The organism is Methylobacterium sp. 001424705 (assembly GCF_059816145.1).
On sequence record NZ_JCBANU010000030.1, the window covers coordinates 36,006 to 57,440 of the forward strand.

The 21,435-nt window shown below is 71.9% G+C and carries 20 protein-coding genes; 8 read left to right on the forward strand and 12 right to left on the reverse strand.

Features of this window, described 5'->3' with window-relative positions:
- Positions 1–29: 29 nt before the first annotated feature.
- The 3 genes from AC6EUL_RS19715 to serA all read right to left on the reverse strand — a co-directional run bounded on the left by AC6EUL_RS19715 (position 30) and on the right by serA (position 2,823).
- On the reverse strand, positions 30–800 hold the full coding sequence (locus AC6EUL_RS19715; protein WP_056222098.1) for an anti-sigma factor: 771 nt from the start codon (positions 798–800) through the stop codon (positions 30–32).
- A complete protein-coding gene (locus tag AC6EUL_RS19720) occupies positions 797–1,321 on the reverse strand; it encodes a sigma-70 family RNA polymerase sigma factor (RefSeq protein ID WP_056222237.1) in 525 nt (174 codons plus the stop codon). The genes AC6EUL_RS19715 and AC6EUL_RS19720 overlap by 4 nt, the downstream gene beginning before the upstream one ends.
- A gap of 254 nt (positions 1,322–1,575) precedes the next feature.
- Positions 1,576–2,823 carry a phosphoglycerate dehydrogenase gene (serA, locus tag AC6EUL_RS19725; RefSeq protein ID WP_056222096.1) on the reverse strand — a complete coding sequence of 416 codons (1,248 nt, stop codon included), beginning with the start codon at positions 2,821–2,823 and terminating at the stop codon, positions 1,576–1,578.
- A gap of 269 nt (positions 2,824–3,092) precedes the next feature.
- On the opposite strand from serA, the gene AC6EUL_RS19730 reads away from it, so the two are divergent.
- The 4 genes from AC6EUL_RS19730 (at position 3,093) to AC6EUL_RS19745 (ending at position 8,555) form a co-directional block, all read left to right on the forward strand.
- Positions 3,093–4,496, forward strand: a complete 1,404-nt coding sequence (locus AC6EUL_RS19730; protein WP_056274924.1) for an FAD-binding oxidoreductase — start codon at positions 3,093–3,095, stop codon at positions 4,494–4,496.
- Positions 4,497–4,589: 93 nt separating this feature from the next.
- On the forward strand, positions 4,590–5,564 hold the full coding sequence (locus tag AC6EUL_RS19735; RefSeq protein ID WP_056222089.1) for a S1C family serine protease: 975 nt from the start codon (positions 4,590–4,592) through the stop codon (positions 5,562–5,564).
- Positions 5,565–5,661: 97 nt separating this feature from the next.
- Entirely contained in the window at positions 5,662–7,092 is a 1,431-nt protein-coding gene (gene trmFO / locus AC6EUL_RS19740; protein ID WP_056349788.1) for a methylenetetrahydrofolate--tRNA-(uracil(54)-C(5))-methyltransferase (FADH(2)-oxidizing) TrmFO, read from the forward strand.
- A 137-nt stretch (positions 7,093–7,229) separates the two neighbouring features.
- Positions 7,230–8,555 (forward strand): MFS transporter, encoded by a 1,326-nt coding sequence (locus tag AC6EUL_RS19745; protein WP_499872159.1) that lies wholly within the window; start codon positions 7,230–7,232, stop codon positions 8,553–8,555.
- Here the strand turns inward: AC6EUL_RS19745 and AC6EUL_RS19750 are convergent.
- On the reverse strand, positions 8,536–9,066 hold the full coding sequence (locus tag AC6EUL_RS19750; RefSeq protein WP_056349784.1) for a GNAT family N-acetyltransferase: 531 nt from the start codon (positions 9,064–9,066) through the stop codon (positions 8,536–8,538). The two genes, AC6EUL_RS19745 and AC6EUL_RS19750, sit on opposite strands and share 20 nt — an antisense overlap.
- A gap of 142 nt (positions 9,067–9,208) precedes the next feature.
- Positions 9,209–10,927, reverse strand: coding sequence for an L-lactate permease (locus AC6EUL_RS19755; RefSeq protein WP_499872175.1), 1,719 nt, complete (start codon positions 10,925–10,927; stop codon positions 9,209–9,211).
- 267 nt (positions 10,928–11,194) lie between these two features.
- Here AC6EUL_RS19755 and AC6EUL_RS19760 point away from each other — a divergent pair, with 267 nt between their 5' ends.
- Positions 11,195–12,118, forward strand: a complete 924-nt coding sequence (locus tag AC6EUL_RS19760) for a manganese catalase family protein (RefSeq protein WP_056222081.1) — start codon at positions 11,195–11,197, stop codon at positions 12,116–12,118.
- A 114-nt stretch (positions 12,119–12,232) separates the two neighbouring features.
- On the opposite strand, the gene AC6EUL_RS19765 is transcribed toward AC6EUL_RS19760, so the two are convergent.
- The 5 genes from AC6EUL_RS19765 to yajC form a co-directional block, all read right to left on the reverse strand.
- A complete protein-coding gene (locus tag AC6EUL_RS19765) occupies positions 12,233–13,114 on the reverse strand; it encodes a phytoene/squalene synthase family protein (protein WP_056274930.1) in 882 nt (293 codons plus the stop codon).
- A 13-nt stretch (positions 13,115–13,127) separates the two neighbouring features.
- Entirely contained in the window at positions 13,128–13,517 is a 390-nt protein-coding gene (locus AC6EUL_RS19770; RefSeq protein ID WP_056222075.1) for an Mth938-like domain-containing protein, read from the reverse strand.
- Positions 13,518–13,525: 8 nt separating this feature from the next.
- Positions 13,526–14,473 (reverse strand): protein translocase subunit SecF, encoded by a 948-nt coding sequence (secF, locus tag AC6EUL_RS19775; protein WP_056349780.1) that lies wholly within the window; start codon positions 14,471–14,473, stop codon positions 13,526–13,528.
- Between the two features lie 191 nt (positions 14,474–14,664).
- Positions 14,665–16,275 (reverse strand): protein translocase subunit SecD, encoded by a 1,611-nt coding sequence (gene secD, locus AC6EUL_RS19780; RefSeq protein WP_056222070.1) that lies wholly within the window; start codon positions 16,273–16,275, stop codon positions 14,665–14,667.
- Positions 16,276–16,354: 79 nt separating this feature from the next.
- Positions 16,355–16,690: a preprotein translocase subunit YajC gene (gene yajC, locus AC6EUL_RS19785; RefSeq protein WP_055949106.1), complete on the reverse strand. Its 336-nt coding sequence runs from the start codon at positions 16,688–16,690 to the stop codon at positions 16,355–16,357.
- A 326-nt stretch (positions 16,691–17,016) separates the two neighbouring features.
- Here yajC and AC6EUL_RS19790 point away from each other — a divergent pair, with 326 nt between their 5' ends.
- Positions 17,017–17,922 carry an ATP-binding protein gene (locus tag AC6EUL_RS19790; RefSeq protein ID WP_499872166.1) on the forward strand — a complete coding sequence of 302 codons (906 nt, stop codon included), beginning with the start codon at positions 17,017–17,019 and terminating at the stop codon, positions 17,920–17,922.
- Between the two features lie 114 nt (positions 17,923–18,036).
- Here AC6EUL_RS19790 and AC6EUL_RS19795 read toward each other — a convergent pair whose 3' ends face one another.
- The gene (locus AC6EUL_RS19795) at positions 18,037–18,450 is read right to left on the reverse strand and encodes a DUF3597 domain-containing protein (RefSeq protein WP_056274936.1); all 414 of its coding nucleotides are present in this window, start codon (positions 18,448–18,450) and stop codon (positions 18,037–18,039) included.
- 364 nt (positions 18,451–18,814) lie between these two features.
- Between AC6EUL_RS19795 and AC6EUL_RS19800 the strand changes: the two genes are divergently transcribed.
- On the forward strand, positions 18,815–19,867 hold the full coding sequence (locus AC6EUL_RS19800; protein WP_499872168.1) for an ABC transporter substrate-binding protein: 1,053 nt from the start codon (positions 18,815–18,817) through the stop codon (positions 19,865–19,867).
- A 9-nt stretch (positions 19,868–19,876) separates the two neighbouring features.
- Here AC6EUL_RS19800 and AC6EUL_RS19805 read toward each other — a convergent pair whose 3' ends face one another.
- On the reverse strand, positions 19,877–20,266 hold the full coding sequence (locus AC6EUL_RS19805; RefSeq protein ID WP_499872170.1) for a tautomerase family protein: 390 nt from the start codon (positions 20,264–20,266) through the stop codon (positions 19,877–19,879).
- A 115-nt stretch (positions 20,267–20,381) separates the two neighbouring features.
- Here AC6EUL_RS19805 and AC6EUL_RS19810 point away from each other — a divergent pair, with 115 nt between their 5' ends.
- On the forward strand, positions 20,382–21,278 hold the full coding sequence (locus AC6EUL_RS19810) for a LysR substrate-binding domain-containing protein (RefSeq protein ID WP_499872172.1): 897 nt from the start codon (positions 20,382–20,384) through the stop codon (positions 21,276–21,278).
- Positions 21,279–21,435 lie beyond the last annotated feature (157 nt).

The window sequence follows — 21,435 nt, forward strand, 5'->3', positions numbered from 1 at the left end:
CGCAGGGGCGGCCGTCCCGGGCCCGCCGCCTATTCGCGGATCAGCGGGCCGGAATAGACCACCGGCCCGGTCGGCTGGCCGGTGGGCGAGCCACCCGCCGGCTCGACGGAGACCGCGAAGGTGCCGCCCGCCAGCGCGCCGGCCTCGGCCGGCAGGGCCAGCGCCTTGTCCAGCACCCTGGCGTCGGTGCCCACGAGGCCGAGGGTCTTCGGGGCCGCGCCGGCGCCGACGTACCAGAGTTCCAGGCTGTGCCCCGCCGGGGCCTGCGCCCCCACCGGGCGCACCCGGGCGGTCCCGGCCCGGGTGTCGATGCTGACGAGGAGCGCCGGGGCCTCGCCGCCGCGGCTGACCACCGCCACGTAGCGCCCGTCGCCCTCGCCCGGCCCGGTGCCGGGGCGCGGCCCGCCGACGGCGATGAACAAGGCGAGCCCCGCCGCCAGGGCGGCCGCCGTGCCGGCGGTCAGGCGCCAGCGCCGCAGGGCGCCCTGCAGGGCGCCGATGCGGTCGTCGTTGGCGGCGGGTCCGAGATCGCCGCCCGGATGGACGTCGATCGGCGAGGCGGGACGCGGCCCGTCGGCGGCGAGCCGCCGGGCGATCGCCGGCCAGACCTCCGGCCCCGGCACGACCTCGGGTGCCCCGAGGGCGAGGGGCGCGAGGCGGCGTTCCCAGGCGTCGCGCGCCGCGCGGGCGGCGGGGTCCACGGCGAGCTCGAGATCCACCGCCGCCCGCTCGGGCAGCGGCAGGGTGCCGAGCACGTACTCGGCCAGGCGCAGGTCGCGCTCCTCCGGATCGGGGGTCATGGGGCACCGTCCAGGCAGCCGCGCAGGGTCGCGAGGCCGCGATGCAGCCAGGTCTTGATGGTGCTCACGGGGCGGTCGTAGCGCAGGGCGAGATCCTCCCGGGACTGGCCCTCGCAATAGGCCAGCACGATGCAGTCGCGGTGCAGCGCCTCGAGCCGGCCGAGGCAGGCCTGGAGGGCGTTGCGCCCGAGGATCGCGCCCTCGCTGTCGTGGGGGTCGGCCAGCCGCTCCACCCAATCCTCCCCGTCCTCGGTCACCGGCCCCTGCGTCTCGCTTCGCCGCCGCACCCCGTCGATCGCCCGGTTGCGGGCGATGGTGCAGAGCCAGGCCAGCGGCCGTCCGGCCGCCGGGCTGTAGGTGGCGGCCTTCTGCCAGATGCGCAGGAACACGTCCTGCAGCACGTCCTCGGCCAGGCCGCGATCGGACTGGATACGCAGGACCACGCCGAGAAGTTTCGGGGCCGTCCGATCATAGAGGGTCCGCAGGGCGGCCTCGTCGCGCCGGGCGATCCGGGCAATCAGATCGGCGAGGACCGCATCGGTGCGCGCCGGATCGTCCGCCGAGGGACCATCGGGCTGGGAACCGCCACGCGGGGGGCCGTCACGCAGGGGACTTGCACGCAACGGCTGGGCTTCCTCTGTCTCCGGCGCGCGCGGGATCGGTCCGGCGACGGTGCTTCGGATGGCACCGTCTCAACCCAGGTTAACCGAGGCGGCGCCGGTGCGCCACTGCGCGCGCGTCAGCGGCACGCGTAGAGCAGGCGACTGCGCGCGCCTCAGCGGCGCTCGTAGAGCAGGCGGGCCCGGATGGTGCCGTCCAGCGCCCGGATCTCCTCCAGCAGGCTCTCGGCGTCGGCATCGGTGACGTCGGTCTCCACCACCACGTAACCGACCTCGCCGTCGGTCTGGTAGAACTGCGCCGCGATGTTCACCCCGCGCCGGGCGAAGGTGTCGTTGAGGCGCCCCAGCATGCCCGGGATGTTGCGCTGGACGTGGATCAGGCGGGTGCCGGTGGGACGGGCGGGCAGCTGCACCTGCGGGAAGTTCACGGTGCCGACGGTCGAGCCGATGTCGGAGTAATCGACGAGCTTGCGCGCCACCTCGGAGCCGATGCGCTCCTGCGCCTCCTCCGTCGAGCCGCCGATATGCGGCGTCAGGATCACGTTGGGCAGGCCCTGGAGCGGGCTGACGAAGCGCTCCTGGTTGGAGCCGGGCTCCACCGGGAACACGTCGACGGCGGCCCCCCGCAGGTGGCCGTCGCGCAGGGCGCGGGCCAGGGCGTCGAGGTCCACCACGGTGCCGCGGGCGTTGTTGATCAGGAAGGCGCCGGGCTTCATCGCCCGGATCTCGGCCTCGCCGATCATGTTGTGGGTCTCGGGCGTCTCCGGCACGTGCAGGGAGACCACGTCGCTCTGGGCCAGCAGGGTCTCCAGGCTGTCGGTGGGCTCGGTGTTTCCGTGGCGCAGCTTGTCGGTCTGGTCGTGGAACACCACCCGCATGCCCATGCCTTCCGCCAGCGTCGAGAGCTGCGAGCCGATGTTGCCGTAGCCGACGATGCCCAGCGTCTTGCCCCGCACCTCCTGCGAGCCGGTGGCCGACTTGTCCCATTCGCCCGCATGGGCGCCCACCGAGCGCGGCACGATCCGGCGCAGCAGCATCACGATCTCGCCGATGACGAGCTCGGCCACCGAGCGGGTGTTCGAGTAGGGCGCGTTGAAGACCGGGATGCCCCGGTGGCGGGCGGCCTCGAGGTCGACCTGGTTGGTGCCCACCGAGAAGCAGCCCACCGCCAGGAGGCGCTCGCCGTGGGCCAGGGCCGCCGCGTCGAGCTGGGTGCGCGAGCGGATGCCGAGGATGTGCGTGCCCTTCAGGGCCTCGTGCAGGGCCTCCCGGTCCAGGGCCTTGGCCACCCGGACGACGTTGGTGTAGCCGGCGGCGGCGAACAGCTCGGCGGCGCTGTCGTTGATGCCTTCGAGCAGCAGGACGCGGATCTTGTCCTTCGGGAAGGAGAGTCGTTCGGCCATGGTCGTGTTCTTCTCGGATCTCGCGCCCGTGGCGGGCGGATGGGGCGCCGGCCCCGAAGGCCGCGCGACGCGGCCGGGACCGTGACGCCGGCGCCCGAATGGGCCGTGTGAGAAGCCAGTTCACGGGTCCGGTCAAGGGCCGGCCTTGAGCATCGGCGGCGATTGTCAGGCCGCCCCCTTGACCCGGCGGGCCGGCGCCGGAATGCCGGGACGACCCGTTTCCCGGACCGTCCGGCCCGGGCCGGACCGCCAGCACGAGGAGCCTTCCGATGAGCCAGACGCGCGCGCAGGCCGACCTCCTCGGCCGCCTGGAGGCCAGCCTCGGCCGGGGCGGCCTGCTGACGGGCGAGGAGGATTGCGCGCCCTACGCCGTCGACTGGCGCCGCCTGTTCCCGGGCCGGCCGGCGGCGGTGGCGCGCCCGGGCACCACGGCGCAGGTCGCCGCCGTGATGGCGGCCTGTCACGCCGCCGGCGTCGCGGTGGTGCCCCAGGGGGGACATACCGGCCTTGCGGGGGGCGCAACCCCGGACGCCTCCGGCGGCCAGGTGGTGCTGTCGCTCGCCCGCATGAACGCGATCCGCCGGGTCGACCCCCTCGGGCTGACCCTGGAGGCGGAGGCCGGCTGCATCCTCAAGGTGGCGCAGGAGGCGGCGGCGGCGGAAGGGCGCCTCCTCCCCGTCAGCCTGGCGGCGGAGGGTTCGGCCATGCTGGGCGGCGTCATCGCCACCAATGCGGGCGGCCTCAACGTCCTGCGCTACGGCATGACCCGCAACCTCGTCCTCGGCCTCGAGGTGGTGCTCGCCGACGGGACCGTGGTCGACGGCCTGCGCGCCCTGCGCAAGGACAATGCGGGCTACGACTGGAAGCAGCTCTTCATCGGCAGCGAGGGCACCCTGGGCATCGTCACCGCCGCCATCCTGCGCCTGGTGCCGCGCCCGCGCCACACCGCCACGGCGCTCCTGGCGGTGCCCGATCCGGCGGCGGCCCTGCGCCTCCTCCGGGCGGCCCAGGATGCGCTGGGCGACACCATCCAGGCCTTCGAGCTGATCGCGGGGGAATCCCTCGCCCTGGTGGCCCAGCATGCGGGCCTGGCGAGTCCCATCGCCGCCGCCGACTGGACCGTGCTGATGGAGGCGGGATCGAGCCTGCCCGGCCTGCGCGAGGCCGTCGAGACGCTGCTGGGCGAGGCCCTGGAGCGGGGCGACGCCACCGACGGCGTGCTCGCCGAATCCGGCCCGCAGGCGGCCGCCCTCTGGGCCCTGCGCGAGCACATCACCGAGGCCGAGGCCCGGGCCGGCAAGAGCGTGAAGCACGACGTCTCGGTGCCGATCCCGGCGATCCCGGACTTCCTGGCGGCGGCGGGCGAGGCCCTGGCCGCGGGCGCGCCGGGCACCCGGCCGAACATCTTCGGCCACATGGGCGACGGCAACATCCACTACAACGTCCTGATCGGCCCCGGGCACGGATCGGACGCCATCAACCGCATCGTCCACGACGCGGTGGCGCGGTTCGGCGGCAGCATCTCGGCCGAGCACGGCATCGGCCAGTACCGGGTCGACGCCCTCGTCCACCACCGGCGGCCGGAGGAGATGGCGCTGGCCCGCCGGATCAAGGGCGCTCTCGATCCCCAGGGCCTGCTCAATCCCGGCAAGGTGCTGCGCGCCGGGCCTTGAGCGGTCGCAGGGTCGCTCCAGACTGTCGGAATCCGAGCCGGCGACCTATCTCCGGTCTCATCGACACGACACGACGGCAGGAAAGACGCGCCCATGGCCTCGCCCGGAGACTGGAAGATCCCCGCATCCGCCCAGCCCAAGGCCGCCGATTACGGCTACGACCTCGAGCAGGCGCTCACCGCCGTCGTGGCGCTCTCCACGCGGGTACCGCCGGAGGCCTTCACCGCCGAGACGCTGGGCACCGAGCGGGCCGGCAACGGCGTCGTCATCGGCGAGGACGGCCTCGTCCTCACCATCGGCTACCTCGTGACCGAGGCGGATTCCGTCTGGCTCACCACCCATGACGGGCGCTCCGTGCCCGGCCACGTGGTCGGCTTCGACGCGGTCACCGGCTTCGGCCTCGTCCAGGCGCTGGGCGACCTGCGGATCAAGCCGCTGAAGCTCGGGCGCTCCGCGCCCGTCAAGATCGGCGACCGGGCCGTGATGGCCGGGGTCGGCGGACGCGCGCGCAGCCTCGCCGTGGAGATCGTCGCCCGCCAGGAATTCGCCGGCTACTGGGAATACGTCCTCGACGAGGCCCTGTTCACCGCGCCCTCGCATCCGCACTGGGGCGGGGCGGCGCTGATCGGACCGGACGGGGCGCTCCTCGGCATCGGCTCCCTGCAGCTGCAGCAGGGCGGCACCGCCGGACCGAAGACCATCAACATGATCGTGCCGATCGACCTGCTGCCGCCGATCCTCGACGACCTCACCACCCGCGGGCGCGTCGACCGGCCGGTCCGCCCCTGGCTCGGGCTCTATGCCAGCGACGGCGAGGATTCCGTGGTGGTGATGGGGCTCGCCGACGACGGTCCCGCCGAGGCGGCGGACCTGCGCCCGGGCGACGTCATCGTGGCGGTGGCGGGCGAGCCGGTGGCCGACCTCGCGGGCTTCTTCCGCCAGGTCTGGGCCCTGGGCGAGGCCGGGGTGCGGGTGCCCCTGACGATCCAGCGCGACGGCAAGCCCCTCAAGCTCTCGGTGACCTCCTCCGACCGGGAGCGCTTCCTGGTCTCGCCGCAGCTGCATTGAGCCGCCCCGCATTGATCCAAGCCCCGCATTGATCCAAGCCCCGCATTGATCCAAGCCCCGCATTGATCCAAGCCCCGGGCGGGTCTATCCCGTGCCGATGACGGACCACGCGGAATCCTTGCCCATCCACATCGTCGGCGGCGGCCTCGCCGGGTCGGAAGCCGCCTGGCAGATCGCCGAGAGCGGCCACGACGTGGTGCTCCACGAGATGCGCCCGGTGCGCGGCACCGAGGCCCATCACGGGGGCGACTTCGCCGAGCTCGTCTGCTCGAACTCGTTCCGCTCGGACGACGCCAACGGCAACGCCGTCGGCCTCCTGCACCAGGAGATGCGCACCCTTGGCTCGCTGATCCTGCGCGCGGCCGACGCGCACCAGGTTCCCGCCGGCGGGGCGCTCGCCGTCGACCGCGAGGGCTTCGCCCGGGCCGTCACCGCGGCGATCGAGGGCCATCCGCGCATCCGCATCGTGCGCGAGGAGGTCGAGGGCCTGCCCCCCGAGGCCTGGGGCCGCACCATCATCGCCACGGGCCCCCTCACCGCCCCGTCCCTGGCGCAGGGGATCCGCGAATTGACCGGGGCCGAGTCGCTGGCCTTCTTCGACGCGATCGCGCCGATCGTGCACCGTGACTCCATCGACATGGGCAAGGCCTGGTTCCAGTCGCGCTACGACAAGGTCGGGCCCGGCGGCACGGGCGCCGACTACATCAACTGCCCCATGGATCGCGACCAGTACGACCGGTTCATCCAGGCGCTCGTCGCCGGCGACAAGATCGGCTTCAAGGAGTGGGAGGCCTCGACCCCCTATTTCGACGGCTGCCTGCCGATCGAGGTCATGGCCGAGCGCGGCCCCGAGACCCTGCGCCACGGCCCGATGAAGCCGGTGGGCCTCACCAACCCGCACGACCCCACCGTGAAGGCCTGCGCTATCGTCCAGCTGCGCCAGGACAACGCGCTGGGCACCCTCTACAACATGGTCGGGTTCCAGACGAAGCTGACCTATTCCGAGCAGGTCCGGGTGTTCCGCACGATTCCCGGCCTGGAGAACGCCGAGTTCGCGCGGCTGGGCGGCCTCCACCGCAACACCTATCTCGACAGCCCCCGCCTCCTCGACGCGACCCTGCGCCTGAAGGCGCGGCCGTCCCTGCGCTTCGCCGGCCAGATCACCGGCTGCGAGGGCTACGTGGAGAGCGCCGCCATCGGCCTGATGGCCGGCCGCTTCGCGGTGGCCGAGGCCCGCGGGGAGGCCCTCGCGCCCCTCCCCGCCACCACGGCGCTGGGTGCCCTGATCGGCCACATCACCGGCGGCCACATCGCGGCCGAGGAGGCCGGCGCCCCGCGCTCGTTCCAGCCGATGAACGTGAATTTCGGCCTGTTCCCGCCCCTCGACCACGCCCCGAAGGGCGAGGGGGGCAAGCGCCTGAAGGGGCCGGAGAAGGCGGTGGCCAAGAAGAAGGCGATGACCGACCGGGCCCGGGCCGACCTCGCGGCCTGGCTCGGCCACGGACCGGCGCAGATCGCGGCCGAGTAGGGAGCCCGCCGCGGCGCCCCGAACACGCCGCCCGCATTGAAACCGCTCCGCCCCTCCCCCGCCCTAGCGGCGGCGAAAAAATGCGGTCACCCTGGGATGAACGGCCCAGGGCCGAACGTATCAGGCGAGGAACTGCGATGGCGGGCCATGCGGATCACGACCAGGCCGGCTCCCGGGCCGCCGCCGTCCTGCGGGTGACGAGCGGCAACTTCCTGGAGATGTTCGACTTCTTCGCCTTCGGGTTCTACGCCGCCTACATCGCCAAGGCGTTCTTCCCGAGCGAGAGCGACGTCGCCGCGCTGATGCTGACCTTCATGACCTTCGGGGCCGGCTTCCTCATGCGGCCCCTGGGGGCCGTGCTGCTTGGGGCCTATGTCGACCGGGTCGGCCGCCGGAAGGGGCTCATCGTCACCCTGGCCATCATGGCCGCCGGCACGATCCTGATCGCCCTGGTCCCCGACTACGCCAGCATCGGCCTCGTGGCGCCGATCCTGGTGCTGGTCGGCCGCCTGCTCCAGGGCTTCTCCGCCGGGGTCGAGCTCGGCGGCGTCTCGGTCTACCTCGCCGAACTCGCGCCCCCCGGCCGCCAGGGCTTCTACGTCGCCTGGCAATCGGGCAGCCAGCAGGTGGCGATCATGGCGGCGGCGGCCATCGGCTACGCCCTCAACCGCCTGCTGATGCCGGCCGAGATGGGCGCCTGGGGCTGGCGCATCCCCTTCCTGATCGGCTGCCTCCTGGTGCCGTTCCTGTTCTACATCCGGCGCTCGCTGCAGGAGACCCCGGCCTTCCAGGCCCGCAAGGTCCACCCGCCGGTGGGCGCGGTGCTGCGCACCCTGGGGCGGAACTGGCGGATCGTCGGGCTCGGAATGCTGATGGTGGCGATGACCACGATCGCGTTCTACGCGATCACGGTCTACACCCCGACCTTCGGCAAGACCGTCCTCCGGCTCTCCGACACCGACAGCCTGATCGTCACCTTCTGCGTCGCGGTGTCGAACCTGGTCTGGCTCCCCGTGATGGGCGCGCTCTCCGACCGGATCGGCCGGCGCCCGATCCTGCTGCTGTTCTCGGGCCTGACCCTCGTCACCGCCTATCCGGCCCTGGTCTGGCTCGTGGCGCATCCGAGCTTCGAGACCATGCTGGGGGTGCTGCTGTGGCTGTCCTTCCTCTATGGCGGCTACAACGGCGCCATGGTGGTGGCGCTCACCGAGATCGTGCCGCCGGAGGTGCGCACGGCCGGGTTCTCCCTGGCCTATTCCCTGGCGACCGCGCTGTTCGGCGGGATGACGCCACTGGTCGCCACCTGGCTCATCGCGGAGACGGGCAACAAGGCGGCCCCCGGCCTGTGGCTCGCCCTGGGGGGCGCCTGCGGTCTCCTGGCCACGGTCGTCGTCTACCGCCGGCGGGCGTCGGACCTGCCGGCGACCGGAATCCCGGCCCCGGTCACGCCGACGCGACCGTGAAGATCCGGCGTCCGGGCAGCTGGCCCGGGTCGCCGGTGTCGCGAAAGCCGACCTTGCGCAGGAGGCCGACCGAGGCCGCGTTCTCGGGGCGGCACTGGGCGATGATGACGCGGTGGGGGAAGCGCTCCTGCAGCAGGCCCACCGCGGCGGTGACCGCCTCGGTGCCGAGCCCCTGCCCCCGGGCCGCGCCGCCGACCCAGTAGCCCACCTCGGCGGCGTGGTCGCCGCGCAGGTGCAGGCCGATCACCGCCGCGAGCGCCCCGTCCGTCCGCAGCCATGCGCCGAGGAAGCAGTCCTTCGTCACCTTGGCCGGGCCGATGAGCTGGCGCGCGTCCTTCAGGGTGAAGGGGGCGGGCAGGAAGTCGACCGCCCCGGTGATGGCCGGGTCGTCGGTCAGGGCGCGCAGGGCCTCGGCGTCGGACGGCACCAGCGGCGCGAGGCGCAGCCGCGCGGTCTCCACCGGCTTGAGGTTCGCGAGGCTGTAGCGCGCGGCGAGCTTGCGGAAGAACATCCCCAGGATTTGCCCCCGCGCGGCCCGGGACACAAGCGGCATCGCGGGCGGCCGGCCCCCGGGCCGTGCGCGGTCACGAAAAAACCCGCCCCGGATCGTCTCCGGGGCGGGCCCTGTCGTCAGGGTGTCGAGCGGATCGCCCCTACGGGTGGATCACCATCGCGCTGAACGGGTGCACGTAGGCCTGCAGCATCACGAGGCCGCCGACCAGGCAGGCCAGCACGATCGAGTGCCAGAACACGAAGCGCAGGATCTTGCCCTCCTGGCCGAAATAGCCGGTGGCGGTGGAGGCGACGACGATCGACTGGGCGTCGATCATCTTGCCCATCACGCCGCCCGACGAGTTCGCCGAGGCCATGAGGATGCCCGACAGGCCGAGCTGCTCCGAGGTGATCTTCTGCAGGCCGCCGAAGAGCACGTTGGAGGCCGTGTCCGACCCCGTGAGCGCGACGCCGAGCCAGCCCAGCAGCGTGCCGAAGAACGGGTAGAGGATGCCGGTGCCGGCGAAGGCGAGGCCCAGGGTGGCGTCGACGCCGGCGTAGCGGGTGAGCACGCCCAAAGCCAGCATCGCCGCGATGGTGATGAGCGAGTAGCGCAAGACCCAGATCGTCTCGATGTAGGCCGTCACCAGGCGCCAGGGCGAGAAGCGCATGATCAGGCCGGAGATGATCGCCGCGAACAGCACGCCGGTGCCGGTGTAGGACATGTAGGTGAAGGCGAAGACGGCGGCTTCCGGATGGGCCTTGGCCACCACCGGCGGCACCTTCATGATGACGTTGTGCAGGCCCGGGACCTCGTACTTCCAGGTGAAGATCGGGTTGACGAGGCTCTTGAACCAGCCGGTGCCCCAGATCGCCACGATCACCGAGAGGATGATCCACGGAACCCAGGCCATCGCGATCTCGCGGGAGGTCGCGGTGCGGCTGCCGAGATCCACCTTGGGCAGGTCGCCCGGGACGGCGGCGCCCAGGGAGACCGGACGGCCGCCGTTGACGTAGCCGATCGACGGGTCGTTGCCGCGAAGCGCCGGGGAGGTCCAGACCTCCTTGGGCTGCCAGACCTTGAGGAAGGCCACCAGGGCGGCCATCGAGATCAGGGAGGCGCCGATGTCGACGATCCAGGGGTTCACGTAGTTCGAGATCAGGAACTGGGCCGCCGCGAAGGAGCCGCCGCAGACCAGGATCGGGGGCCAGATCTTGATCATGCCGCGGAAGCCCGCGAACACCCAGATCAGCCAGAACGGCACGATGATCGAGAAGAACGGCAGCTGCCGGCCGATCATGGCGCCGAGGATGTAGGGATCGTAGCCCGTCACCGAGGCGAGGCCCTGGATGGGCGCGCCGAGCGCCCCGTAGGCCACGGGCGCCGTGTTGGCGATGAGCGAGAGGCCGGAGGCGGCCAGCGGCGAGAAGCCGAGGCCGATCAGGATCGCGCCCGTCACCGCCACCGGGGTGCCGAAGCCGCCCGCCCCCTCGAAGAAGGCGCCGAAGGCGAAGGCCACGAGGAGGAGCTGGAGGCGCCGGTCCGTGGTGATGCCCGCCACCGATTGCTGGAGGGTGGCGAACCAGCCCTTCTCCACCGTCAGGCGGTAGAGGAAGATGACGTTCAGGATGATCCAGCCGATGGGGAACAGGCCGAGGGCGACGCCGTAGCCGGAGGCGCGCAGGGCGAGGTCGCCCGGCATGCCGAACAGGAAGACGGCGACGCAGAAGGCGAGCACCAGGGAGAGCACGGCCGCGATATGGGCCTGGACCTTGCCGCTCGCGATCATGCCCAGCAGGGCGATGACGGGCAGCGAGGCCGCAAGCGTCGAGAGCCAGGCATTCCCGAATGGGTCGTAGACCTGATTCCAGGTGGTCACTGTGTTCACGGGGGCCGTCCTCCTCCAGGGCAACCCGATCTCATGCCGGGCCTTGTTCCCGTTGCTAGCAGAGCCGTTCGGCCGGCTCAACGCGGTTAATCATGTATTCAGAGGGTGTTGCACGAAGATCCGTCCGCGCCGCCGGCGCACCCGCCCCGGTCCGCGACGCCGCGGCCGCCGCATTCCTGGCCGGGCCAGCGGAACATGCGCGTCCGGCGACCACTTCCCTGTCGAGACCCCGAACGACGGGAAGCGGAGATTTAATCCATGTTTATGCGCGTCGACAAGCTACAGGCCGAGCTTCCCGCCCCCAAGCGGAAGGATCCCAACGCCGCTGCGGCCCTGCAGGAACTGCTCGGCGGCAAGTACGGCGAGATGTCGACCCTGGGAAACTACATGTTCCAGAGCTTCAATTTTCGAAGCAAGTCGAAGCTGCGCCCGTTCTATAGCCTCGTCGCCGCGATCACGGCCGAGGAACTCGGTCACGTGGAGCTCGTCAGCAACGGCGTGGCGATGCTGAACAACGGCCCCGACAACGACGGCGACGAGAAGGACGGCGGCGACATCTCGAAGGCCCCGTTCGAGGACATGAAGGACATCCGCCTCGCGGCCGCCTTCCTGTCGAACGGCGGCGGCGTCACGCCGGTCAACAGCAACGGCGCGTCCTGGAACAACGACTTCATCACCACCACGGGCAACGTCGTGGTGGACCTGCTGCACAACTTCCACCTCGAGTGCGGCGCCCGCCTGCACAAGCTGCGCGTCTACGAGACCCTGACGGACCCGACGGGCCGCGAGGTCTGCGGCTACCTGCTGGTGCGCGGCTCGGTGCACGCCCACGCCTACGCCCTGGCGCTGAAGAAGATCACCGGCGTCGAGATCGAGAAGTTCCTACCGACCCCGAACATCAACCTCGACAAGATCCCCGAGTGCCAGAAGTACCTGCAGGAGGGCTCGCACCGCCGGCTCTACACCTTCAGCCCGGGCGACTACACCGAGATGGCCGGCATCTGGGGCAACGGCGAGGTGGCGCTCCCGGGCGACCCGCCGGGCGAGCTCAGCGTGGTCGAGGGGATGCCCGACGGCGGCAAGATCCACCAGCTCACCGGCGTGCCCTCGGCCTTCACCCCGGACTACGCGCCCCAGGAGATGTTCGAGATCGCCGAGAAGCTGACGAAGAAGGCCCGCTGAGGCGGATTTTTCGCGATGGATGACGGGGCGGCTCGTTCGGGGCCGCCCCTTTCGCGACGGATGACGGGCGGCTCCTTCGGGGGCCGACCTTTTTCATGGGCGACCGGCCCGCCCTCAGGCCCGGCGGGAGGCCCGCCAGAGGGTCCAGAGGCGGCGCCAGCGCGGGATCTCGACAACGGTGTTGAGGGGGTCGTAGCCCGGCCGCTCCATGGCGGCGAGGTAGGGCTCCACCAGGGCGACGGCTAAGAAGGCGGGACGGGCCGCCGGCGCGATGGTGGCGCGGGCCGCCGCGTAGGCCTTGAGGTGGCGGCGGGCCAGCGCCCGGAGATCGGCGGTGGCGCGCAGGAGCCCGGGGCCGCCGCGCCCGGTGACGATGTCCTCGCGGGTGACCCCGTAGGTCTTGAGGATGTCGGCGGGCAGGTAGACCTGGCCGGCCCGGGCGTGCCAGGGCAGCGCGCGCAGGAGGCCGGTGACCCCGTAGGCGACGCCGGCATGGCCGGCGGCGGCCGCTCCGCCGGGCTCGACCCCGTCGCAGAGGACGAGGGCGCCGAGGCGGATCAGGGCCGAGACGGTCTCGCCGCAATAGCCCTCGAGGTCGTTCACCCGGGGCATCGGGTCCTCGTAGAGGTCGAAGACCCGGGCGTCGATCAGATCGACGAAGGGCTGGCGCCCCAGCTTGCGCCGGACGATGGCGTCGTCGAGGGCGGCGGCCACGGGGTTGGCCTTCACGTCGCCGCGGGCCTCGCCCTGGAGGGCGTCGCGCCACCATTGCAGGCGGATCTCGCCGGCCATCGGGTTGGAGGCGGCCTCGCGGACCCGCGCGACGGTGAGGCTGAAGGCGATGAGGGCGAAGAGGTGGGGACGGGCGCTCGCGGGCGCGAAGAGGGTGGCGAAGTAGCGGTCGGGATCGCCCTCCCGGACCAGGGCCTCGCAATGCTGGAAGGCGAAGGTGAGGTTGCCCTCGGCCGGGCTGGTCCGGGTGTCCGAATCCGTCATGTCCCGCAATTCATCATGCGACCGCGATCAGGGCGGCGGCGACCTTGCGGTTCTCCGCCATGAGGATGTTGTAGGTGCGCGCCGCCGCCCCCGTCTGCATCACGTCGAGGCCGATGCCGCCCTCCTTGAGCCAGCGCCGGAGCGCATCAGGAAAAGGCGCGATCTCGAGCCCGGTTCCGATGAGGAGGAGGTCCACCGCCCCGGCCTCGGCGAGGATCGGGCGCAGGCTGTTCCGGTCGATGGCGCGGGGCGCGCCCACGTCCCAGGCCCGGATGCCCGACGGCGTGACCAGGATCGAGCCGCGATGCGACATCTCGGCGAAGCGGAAGCCGCCGTTGCCGTAGGCGTCGATGAGGTGGCGCCCGGGAACGAAGCCGTCGTGCAGGCTGCCGAGGGACGCCATGCCCGCCCCTACTCCGCCGCCTGGGGCACGCGCCCGCCGGCCGGGCGCCCCTGCGCCTTCACGCCCGAGAGCATCAGGCCGAGATAGATCAGCACCGGCGTCGAGACGAAGATCGCCGAGTAGGTGCAGATCACGACGCCGGCCAGCATCACGATGGCGAAGCCCTTGATCGCCTCGCCGCCGAACAGCACCAGGGCGAGCAGCGACAGGAAGGCCGAGGTCGCGGTCATCACCGTGCGCGACATCGTCGAGTTGATGGAGAGGTTGAGGAGCTCCACCGTGGGGATGGTCTTGTAGCGCCGCATCAGCTCGCGGGTCCGGTCGAACACCACCACGGTCTCGTTGAGCGAGTAGCCCACGATGGTCAGGATCGCGGCGATCGAGGTCATGTTGAACTCGATGCGGCTGATGACGAAGACGCCCAGCGTCAGCACGATGTCGTGCAGCGTGCCCACGATGGCGCCGAGCGCCAGCTCCCGCTCGAAGCGGAACCAGAGGTAGAACAGCACGGCGAGCACCGAGAGCACGACGCCGATGGTGCCGGACTGCACGAGCTCGCCCGAGACGCGGGGTCCCACGGTCTCGGTGCGGCGGAATTCGTACTCGGCGTCGAAGGCGGCGTGCGCCTTCTGCATCACGGCGGTCTGGCCCTGCTCGCCCGGCTGCAGGGGGAAGCGCACCAGGACGGTGCCCTCGCCGCCCAGCTCCTGCACCTCCGTCTCGCCGAAGCCGAAGCCGTTGGCGGTGTGGCGGACGGCCCCGACATCGGCCGTCTTCGACTTCGCCTGCAGCTCCACCAGGGTGCCGCCCTTGAAGTCGATGCCGAAGTTCAGGCCGACGGTGAGGAACAGCACCACCGTCGCCACCGACAGGAACGCCGAGAGCGGGAAGGTGATGCGCCGGAAGCGCATGAAGTCGACGTGCGACTCGTCGGGCCAGAGGCGGAGCAGGCGCATGATCGGTCTCGGGTCTTTCGGCGATGCGGTCGATCGGGCTTCTGCGTGGCCGCGCTCGTCTCCTCCGGGCTCCCCGTCATTCCGGGCTCGCCTGCGGCGCCCCGGAATGACGTGGTGGCGTGGCGACCGAGCGGATCACGCGAAAATCGGATCGACCTCCTCTTGCAAACGGTGAACGGGCGAACGGCGGATTAGAACGGCAGCGCCTTGGGCCGGGCCATGTTGTACCACAGGGCGATCATCATCCGGGTCAGGGTGACGGCGGTGATGACCGTGGTGAGGATGCCGAGGATGAAGACCACGGCGAAGCCCTTCACCGGGCCGGAGCCGAGGAAGAACAGGATCAGGGCGGCGATCGCCATGGTCGAGTTCGAATCGATGATGGTGGCGAAGGCCTTGTCGAAGCCGGCCTGGAGGGCCGACACGATGGAGCGCCCGGCCCGGACCTCCTCGCGCACGCGCTCGTAGATCAGCACGTTGGAATCCACCGCCGTGCCGATGGTGAGCACGATGCCGGCGATGCCCGGCAGGGTCATGGTCGCCTCCAGCACCGACATCAGGCCGAGGATGAGGCCCACGTGCACGATGAGGGCGATGTTGGCGAAGAAGCCGAACACCCCGTAGGTGGCGAACATGAAGGCGATGACGAGGGCACCGGCCACCAGGGTGGCGTACTTGCCGGCCTGGATCGAGTCGCTGCCGAGGCCGGGACCGACCACGCGGCGCTCGACCACGGTGAGCTTGGCCGGCAGCGCGCCGGCCCGCAGCAGGATCGAGAGCTCGTTGGCCTGGGCCACGGTGAAGTTGCCGGTGATCTGGCCGGAGCCGCCGGTGATCGGCGTGTTGATGCGGGGGGCCGAGACCACCTCGTTGTCGAGGACGATGGCCATGCGGCGGCCGACATTCTCCGAGGTCGCCTGGCCGAAGCTCTGGGCGCCCTTCAGGTTGAACTTGAAGCTGACCATCGGCTCCTGGGTCTGATGGTCGAAGGCCGGCTGGGCGTCGGTGAGGTCGGCGCCGGAGGCCATCACGCGACGCTCCACGGGGACGCGGGCCCCCTTCTCGTCCTTGGAGGGCAGCAGGTCGACGTCGCCGGAGGGCGAATCCGCCAGCATCCGGAACTCGAGCTTGGCCGTCTTGCCGAGCTGGTCCTCCAGCTTCTGCGGATCCTGGAGGCCGGGGACCTGGACGAGGATGCGGTCGGCGCCCTGCTGCTGGATCGAGGGCTCCTTGGTGCCGCCGAAGTCGATGCGGCGCCGGATGACCTCGATGGCCTGGGTCACGGCCCGGCGCGTCCGGTCGGTCAGGCCCGCATCCGTAAGGGTGAGCTGGATCACGCCCTCGGGCTTCTCGGCGACGGTCAGGGTCTGGCCGCCGCCCTGGCCCACCAGGGCGTTGGAGATCGGCTGCGCGAGCTCGCGCAGCTTCGGCAGCACCTTGGCGCGGGCGGCCTCGTTGGAGATCCGGAGCTGGACGCCGCGCGGGATGATCTGGATGCCGCCCTCCGGCGTCACCCCGCCGGCCTCGCGCAGGACCCGGCGGACATCGTCGCGCAGGGCCGTGGTCAGGGACTTGGCGAGGTCGTTCTGGTCGACCTCGAGGAGGAGCTGCGAGCCGCCCTGGAGGTCGAGGCCCAGCACGATGGCGCGCTGGGGCACGATCCAGCTGGGGAACCAGCTCGGCAGGGAGGCCATGAAGTGGCTGCGCTGCTCGGCCGAGAAGAAGCTCGGCACGGCGAGGCTGAGGCCGATCAGGATGACGGCCAGCGTCGTGACGATCTTGGTTCTCGAGAAGCGCAGCATCCGCCGGGTCCGTCCTGTGTCCGTTTCCTCAAGGGCGCCGCGGGCCGTGGGCCCGGCCTGCAGCGCCCGGGTCGCCGCCTCAGGCGGCCTTGACCGGCGCGCCCTTGACGCGGACTTCCGAGATCATCGCGCGCACGACCTTGACGCGGACGTTGGGCGCGATCTCGACCTCGATCTCCGAGGCCTCGTCGGCGACCTTGGTGACCCGGCCGACGATGCCGCCGGTGGTCACGACGGTGTCGTCGCGGCGGACGTTCTTGACCATGTTCTGATGCTCCTTCACGCGGCGCTGCTGCGGGCGGAGGATCAGGAAGTACATGATGACGAAGATGAGGACGAACGGCACCACCTGCAAGGCGATGTCCGCTCCGCCAGCGGCCGAGGTGGCCCCTTGCGCGAAGGCGGGGGTGATCAAGCGGGTGACTCCTCAAGGATAAGGCCCGCGCCGCCAGACCCTCGGTCGAGGGGGCGTCCGGGCTTGTCAAAAAGCGCGCGGACTATAGCCAGGGCCTAAGTGAAAGCAACGCCGCCCGGGTGAGGCGAATGGGTCCGGGGCCGCGAATCGCCGGCGGCGGCGCGATTTATCGGGTTCATCGCGGCGCTCCGGCGCCGTAAAGCACGGGACCCGCCACGTCCGACCCGCCACGTCTGACCCGCCACGTCTGACCCGCCACGTCTGACCCGCCACGTCTGACCCGCCCTGTCCGCCCCGTCGCGGGACCCGAGTTCGAGGAGCCGTCCATGACCGCCACGCCCCCCGCCGACCCGGCCGTCGATCCGGCAGCCCTGGCGGCGCTCCTGCCGGTGCTGGAGCGGATCGCCGCCGCCCTGGAGCGCGCCGCCCCCGCCCCGCGCGCGCCCGTCGACCTGACGGAAGCGGACGCCTTCCTGTGGGGGCCGGAGCGCCGGCTTATCCCGGTGCCACGCGTCAACCGGGTGGCGATCGGCCTCCTGACCGGCATCGACCGGGCCCGCGACACCCTGGTGGCGAACACCCGCCTGTTCGCCGACGGCCTGCCGGCCAACAACGCGCTCCTCTGGGGCGCGCGCGGCATGGGCAAGTCCTCGCTGGTCAAGGCGGCGCACGCGGAGATCAACGCGGCGCGGGCGCCCGGCGCCCTCCCCCTGAAGCTGGTGGAGATCCACCGCGAGGACATCGAGGCCCTGCCCGACCTGATGGCGACCCTGCGGGGCGACGCCCATCGCTGGATCGTCTTCTGCGACGACCTCTCCTTCGACGGGGACGACACCTCGTACAAGTCCCTGAAGACGGCGCTGGACGGCGGCATCGAGGGACGGCCCGAGAACGTGCTGTTCTACGCCACCTCGAACCGGCGCCACCTGCTGGCCCGGGACATGGTGGAGAACGAGCGCTCCACGGCGATCAATCCCGGCGAGGCGGTGGAGGAGAAGGTCTCCCTCTCCGACCGCTTCGGCCTCTGGCTCGGCTTCCACAAGTGCAGCCAGGACGAGTACCTGGCGATGATCCGCGCCTATGTCGCGCGCCATGGTCTGCGCGCCGAGCCGGACCGGGTCCGCGCGGAGGCCCTCGAATGGGCGACCACCCGCGGCTCGCGCTCGGGCCGGACCGCGTTCCAGTTCATCCAGGATCTCGCCGGGCGCCTGGGGCAGCGGCTGGAGGGCTGAAGGCGGGTTCCCGCGCCGGCGACCCGGACCACCATAGAAAAGGGGCAGGGAACGCCGTCCCCTGCCCCGACGGCGCGACCCGGATGCAGGCCGCGCCGGATCACTCGGAAAAGATCAGTCCTTGAGATCGGCCGGAACCTTGCCGCCGTTCTCCTCGAGCTTCTTGATGACCTGCTTGTGCAGCCAGACGTTCATCGTGGCCGAGTCCTCCTTGTCGCCGGTGTAGTGCAGTTCGTCGGCGAGCTGCTTGCGGGCGGTGAGGCTCGAATCGAGGTCGAGGAGCTTCATCAGGTCGACGATCGAGGTGCGCCAGTTCAGGGTCTGCGAATTCTTCGCCGCCATGCCGTTGAGCACCTGCTCGACGTCGACGGGGCCGCCGGCCGGGGCGCCGGTGCTGGTCGGGGTCGAGGCGGGGGCGTCCGAACCGCCGGCGGAGGGCTGTGCGTTCGCCTCGGACGGCTTGGCCTGCGCGTCGCCGCCGCCGAACGGATGGAGGATCTTGCTGACGATGCTGCCGAGGAGGCTCATAACAGGTTTCCCTCAATCTCACGTCGGCGGCCGGTGCCGCGACGGGGTGACAACGGGGTGGGTCCGGACCCGTTCCCGTAACGGGACGGATCCCGAAGGCGGCGCGGGCGAATTCGACGGGCTCTCGACCTTGCCGGCCCGCCCGCAACCCTTCGCCGGCGGGAGATTCATCTTCTCCTTCGCGCATGCGGTGGAGATGAAAACGCCAAACATCCGGGGTGGAGCGCCGAGACCGGAGCGGATTCTTGCGCTGACGCCCCGTGCGTGCCACTGCGCGGCATCCTCCTGGCCGGCCCCGCGCCGCCGCACGCCGTCCCGCCGCGTGCGCGCCCGGGTTCGGCCCGCCCCCGACCGGAACCACCCGATGCGCCCGACCCGCCGTAACGTCACCTTCGCCGCGACCTTCTTCGCCGCCACCCTCGCCGCCAGCGCGGGCCTCCTCGCCGCCGGACCGGCCGCGGCGCAGACCGCCGCGCCGGTCCCGGTCCGCATCGGCGTGATCCCGGTGATCGGCGCGGCGCCGATCTTCGTGGCCAACGGCGAGGGCTGGCTGAAGGAGGCGGGCCTCGCACCCACCTTCACCACCTTCGAATCCGGCCCGAACATGATCCAGGCCCTGGCCTCCGGCACCATCGACGTCTACGTCGCCGGCGTCGCGCCGCTGGCCGTCGCCCGCACCAAGGGCATCGACGTGCGGGTGGTGGCCGCCACCGCCATCGAGGAGATGGTGTTCGTGGCCGGCCCGAAGCTCGCGCCCTACTTCGCCGACGGCGCCGACAAGGCGCAGGCCTTCGCGCAGTTCCGGGCCAAGGAGGGCAAACCCGCCCGCCTCGCCACGCAGCCGCCGGGCTCGGTGCCCAACACCACCCTGCAGCACTGGCTCTGGCAGGTGGCCAAGGCCGACAAGGCCAATGCCGAGGTGGTGGCGATGGGCATCGACGCGACCCAGCAGGCCATGCTGGCCGGGGCCGTCGACGGCGCCTCGATCCGCGAGCCGGCGCTCACCATCGTGCAGATGCGCAACCCCGCCATCAAGCTCGTCGCCACCGGGGGCGAGATGTTCCCCGACCAGCCGGGCACCGTGGTGGGCGTGTTCGGGGCCTTCGCCGACAAGAACCCCGCCGCCGTGGAAGGCCTGGTGAAGGCCGTGGTGCGCGCCACCGAGCTCCTGAAGAGCGATCCGGCCCGCGCGGCCAAGCCCGTGGAGGCGGCGCTGGGCAAGGGCATCACCGACACCGCCACCATCACCCGGGCGCTGACCTCGCCGGCGGCGAAGTTCACCGCCGACCCGCGCCAGATCATCGCGGCCACGAAGGCGATGCAGGCCTACCAGGTCTCGATCGGCACCCTCGACAAGGACGTCCCCCTGGAGGGCCTGTTCGAGCCGAGATACTACGAGGCCGCCACGAAGCGCTGAAGGCCCCCGTCAGCCCCGGTCCCGGGCGCGCTGCGCCTGGGTGAGCCCGCCATAGCCCCAGGACTCCGCCGGGACCTCGTTCACCACCGCGTAGGTGGCGAGGGGCAGGCCCGCCCCGAGGGTCTCGGCGAGCAGCCGGTGCGCCGCCGCGAGGAAGGCCGCCTTCTGGGCCGGGCTGTTGCTGCCGGCCGTGATCGTGGCCTCGAGATGGGCCGCGGTTTCCACCGGTTCCGCGCCGATGCTCCAGGCCCCGGGCGCCGTGCCCTCCACCAGCACCGCCGTCAGGTCGGCGCGCTTGCCCAGGACCTCGGCCATCAGGGCGGTGACGCCCCCCTGGAGTGCCTCGCGGGCGAGCCCGCTCGGGGGCGGGCCGGAGAGGGTGACGCGGACGAACGGCATGGGGGGCTCCTGCGGGTGGGGGTTCGCGGGGTGTGGTGTTGACCCATCCAGGCTTAAAGGCGCAGCATCGTCGCGAAAATCGCGAAGATCCGAACGGATCGTTTGGGAAAACCGAATGGTCGCCACCAGCCTCGACCTCGATGCCCTGCGCAGCTTCGTCGCCGGAATCGACCTCGGCAGCTTCGCAAAGGCCGCCGACCGCCTCGGCCGCTCGCCGTCCACCCTCAGCCTGCAGCTGCGCAAGCTCGAGGCGCAGCTCGGCCAGCCGCTGACCCGGAAGTCCGGCCGGGGCCTCGCCCTGACCGAGGCCGGCGAGGCCCTCCTCGGCCCGGCCCGGCGCCTGCTCGCCCTCAACGACGACACCCTGGCCCGGCTGCGCGAACCGGCGCTGGCCGGCACCGTCCGCCTCGGCCTGCCGCAGGATTTCGCCGAGACCTGGCTGCCGGGCCTCCTGGGCCCCTTCGCGCGCCAGCACCCCGGCGTGCAGGTGGAGGTGCGGGTGGAGACCAACGCCGCCCTGCTGGCGGGGCTTCAGGCCGGGCGCCTCGACCTCGTGCTGGCCTGGGAATCCGGCGCCGTGCCGTCGGAGGCCTGGCCGGGCCCGGCGCCGCTCGCGCGCCTCGACCTGCCGATGGCCTGGATCGGGCCGCGGGACGGGTTCGTGCGCGCGCCCGACGCGACCCTGCCCCTGGTCGCCTTCGCCGCGCCGTGCCTGTTCCGCCAGGCGGGTCTGCGGGCCCTCGACGGGGCCGCGATCCCGTGGCGGGTCGCCTTCGCGTCGCCGAGCCTGACCGGGCTCTGGGCCGCGGTGGGGGCCGGCCTCGGCATCGCCCTGCGGGTGCCCCACGGGCTGCCGCCGACCCTCCGCGCCCTGGAGCCGGCCGAGGCCAACCTGCCGGCGCTGCCCCGGATCGGTCTGTCGCTGCGGGCCTCGACCGGGCGCCGCTCCCCGGCGCTGGACCGCCTCGCGCAGATGCTGCGCGCGGCGATGGCCCCAGGTCTGTTCAGCTGAGAGCCTGTTCGCCCGCGGGCCTACTCGGCGGCGAACAGGCCCGGCAGGCCGGATTCCGCGGCCGGCGGCGGGGGGGGCGGGGGGGCGGGGCGGGGGGGGGGGGGGGGGGGCCGCGGCGGGGGGGGGGGGGCGGGGCGGGGGGGGGGCGGGGTGGTGG

Bases quoted from the DNA above. Each gene is read 5' to 3' on its own strand.
- AC6EUL_RS19805 (WP_499872170.1), bottom strand. From the start codon at position 20,266: ATGCCGTTCGTCCGCGTCACCCTCTCCGGCCCGCCCCCGAGCGGGCTC.
- secF (WP_056349780.1), bottom strand. From the start codon at position 14,473: ATGCGCCTGCTCCGCCTCTGGCCCGACGAGTCGCACGTCGACTTCATG.
- trmFO (WP_056349788.1), top strand. From the start codon at position 5,662: ATGACGGACCACGCGGAATCCTTGCCCATCCACATCGTCGGCGGCGGC.
- AC6EUL_RS19800 (WP_499872168.1), top strand. From the start codon at position 18,815: ATGCGCCCGACCCGCCGTAACGTCACCTTCGCCGCGACCTTCTTCGCC.
- AC6EUL_RS19810 (WP_499872172.1), top strand. From the start codon at position 20,382: ATGGTCGCCACCAGCCTCGACCTCGATGCCCTGCGCAGCTTCGTCGCC.
- AC6EUL_RS19790 (WP_499872166.1), top strand. From the start codon at position 17,017: ATGACCGCCACGCCCCCCGCCGACCCGGCCGTCGATCCGGCAGCCCTG.
- AC6EUL_RS19745 (WP_499872159.1), top strand. From the start codon at position 7,230: ATGGCGGGCCATGCGGATCACGACCAGGCCGGCTCCCGGGCCGCCGCC.
- AC6EUL_RS19760 (WP_056222081.1), top strand. From the start codon at position 11,195: ATGTTTATGCGCGTCGACAAGCTACAGGCCGAGCTTCCCGCCCCCAAG.
- secD (WP_056222070.1), bottom strand. From the start codon at position 16,275: ATGCTGCGCTTCTCGAGAACCAAGATCGTCACGACGCTGGCCGTCATC.
- AC6EUL_RS19770 (WP_056222075.1), bottom strand. From the start codon at position 13,517: ATGGCGTCCCTCGGCAGCCTGCACGACGGCTTCGTTCCCGGGCGCCAC.
- serA (WP_056222096.1), bottom strand. From the start codon at position 2,823: ATGGCCGAACGACTCTCCTTCCCGAAGGACAAGATCCGCGTCCTGCTG.
- AC6EUL_RS19765 (WP_056274930.1), bottom strand. From the start codon at position 13,114: ATGACGGATTCGGACACCCGGACCAGCCCGGCCGAGGGCAACCTCACC.
- AC6EUL_RS19735 (WP_056222089.1), top strand. From the start codon at position 4,590: ATGGCCTCGCCCGGAGACTGGAAGATCCCCGCATCCGCCCAGCCCAAG.
- AC6EUL_RS19730 (WP_056274924.1), top strand. From the start codon at position 3,093: ATGAGCCAGACGCGCGCGCAGGCCGACCTCCTCGGCCGCCTGGAGGCC.
- AC6EUL_RS19750 (WP_056349784.1), bottom strand. From the start codon at position 9,066: ATGTTCTTCCGCAAGCTCGCCGCGCGCTACAGCCTCGCGAACCTCAAG.
- AC6EUL_RS19795 (WP_056274936.1), bottom strand. From the start codon at position 18,450: ATGAGCCTCCTCGGCAGCATCGTCAGCAAGATCCTCCATCCGTTCGGC.
- AC6EUL_RS19715 (WP_056222098.1), bottom strand. From the start codon at position 800: ATGACCCCCGATCCGGAGGAGCGCGACCTGCGCCTGGCCGAGTACGTG.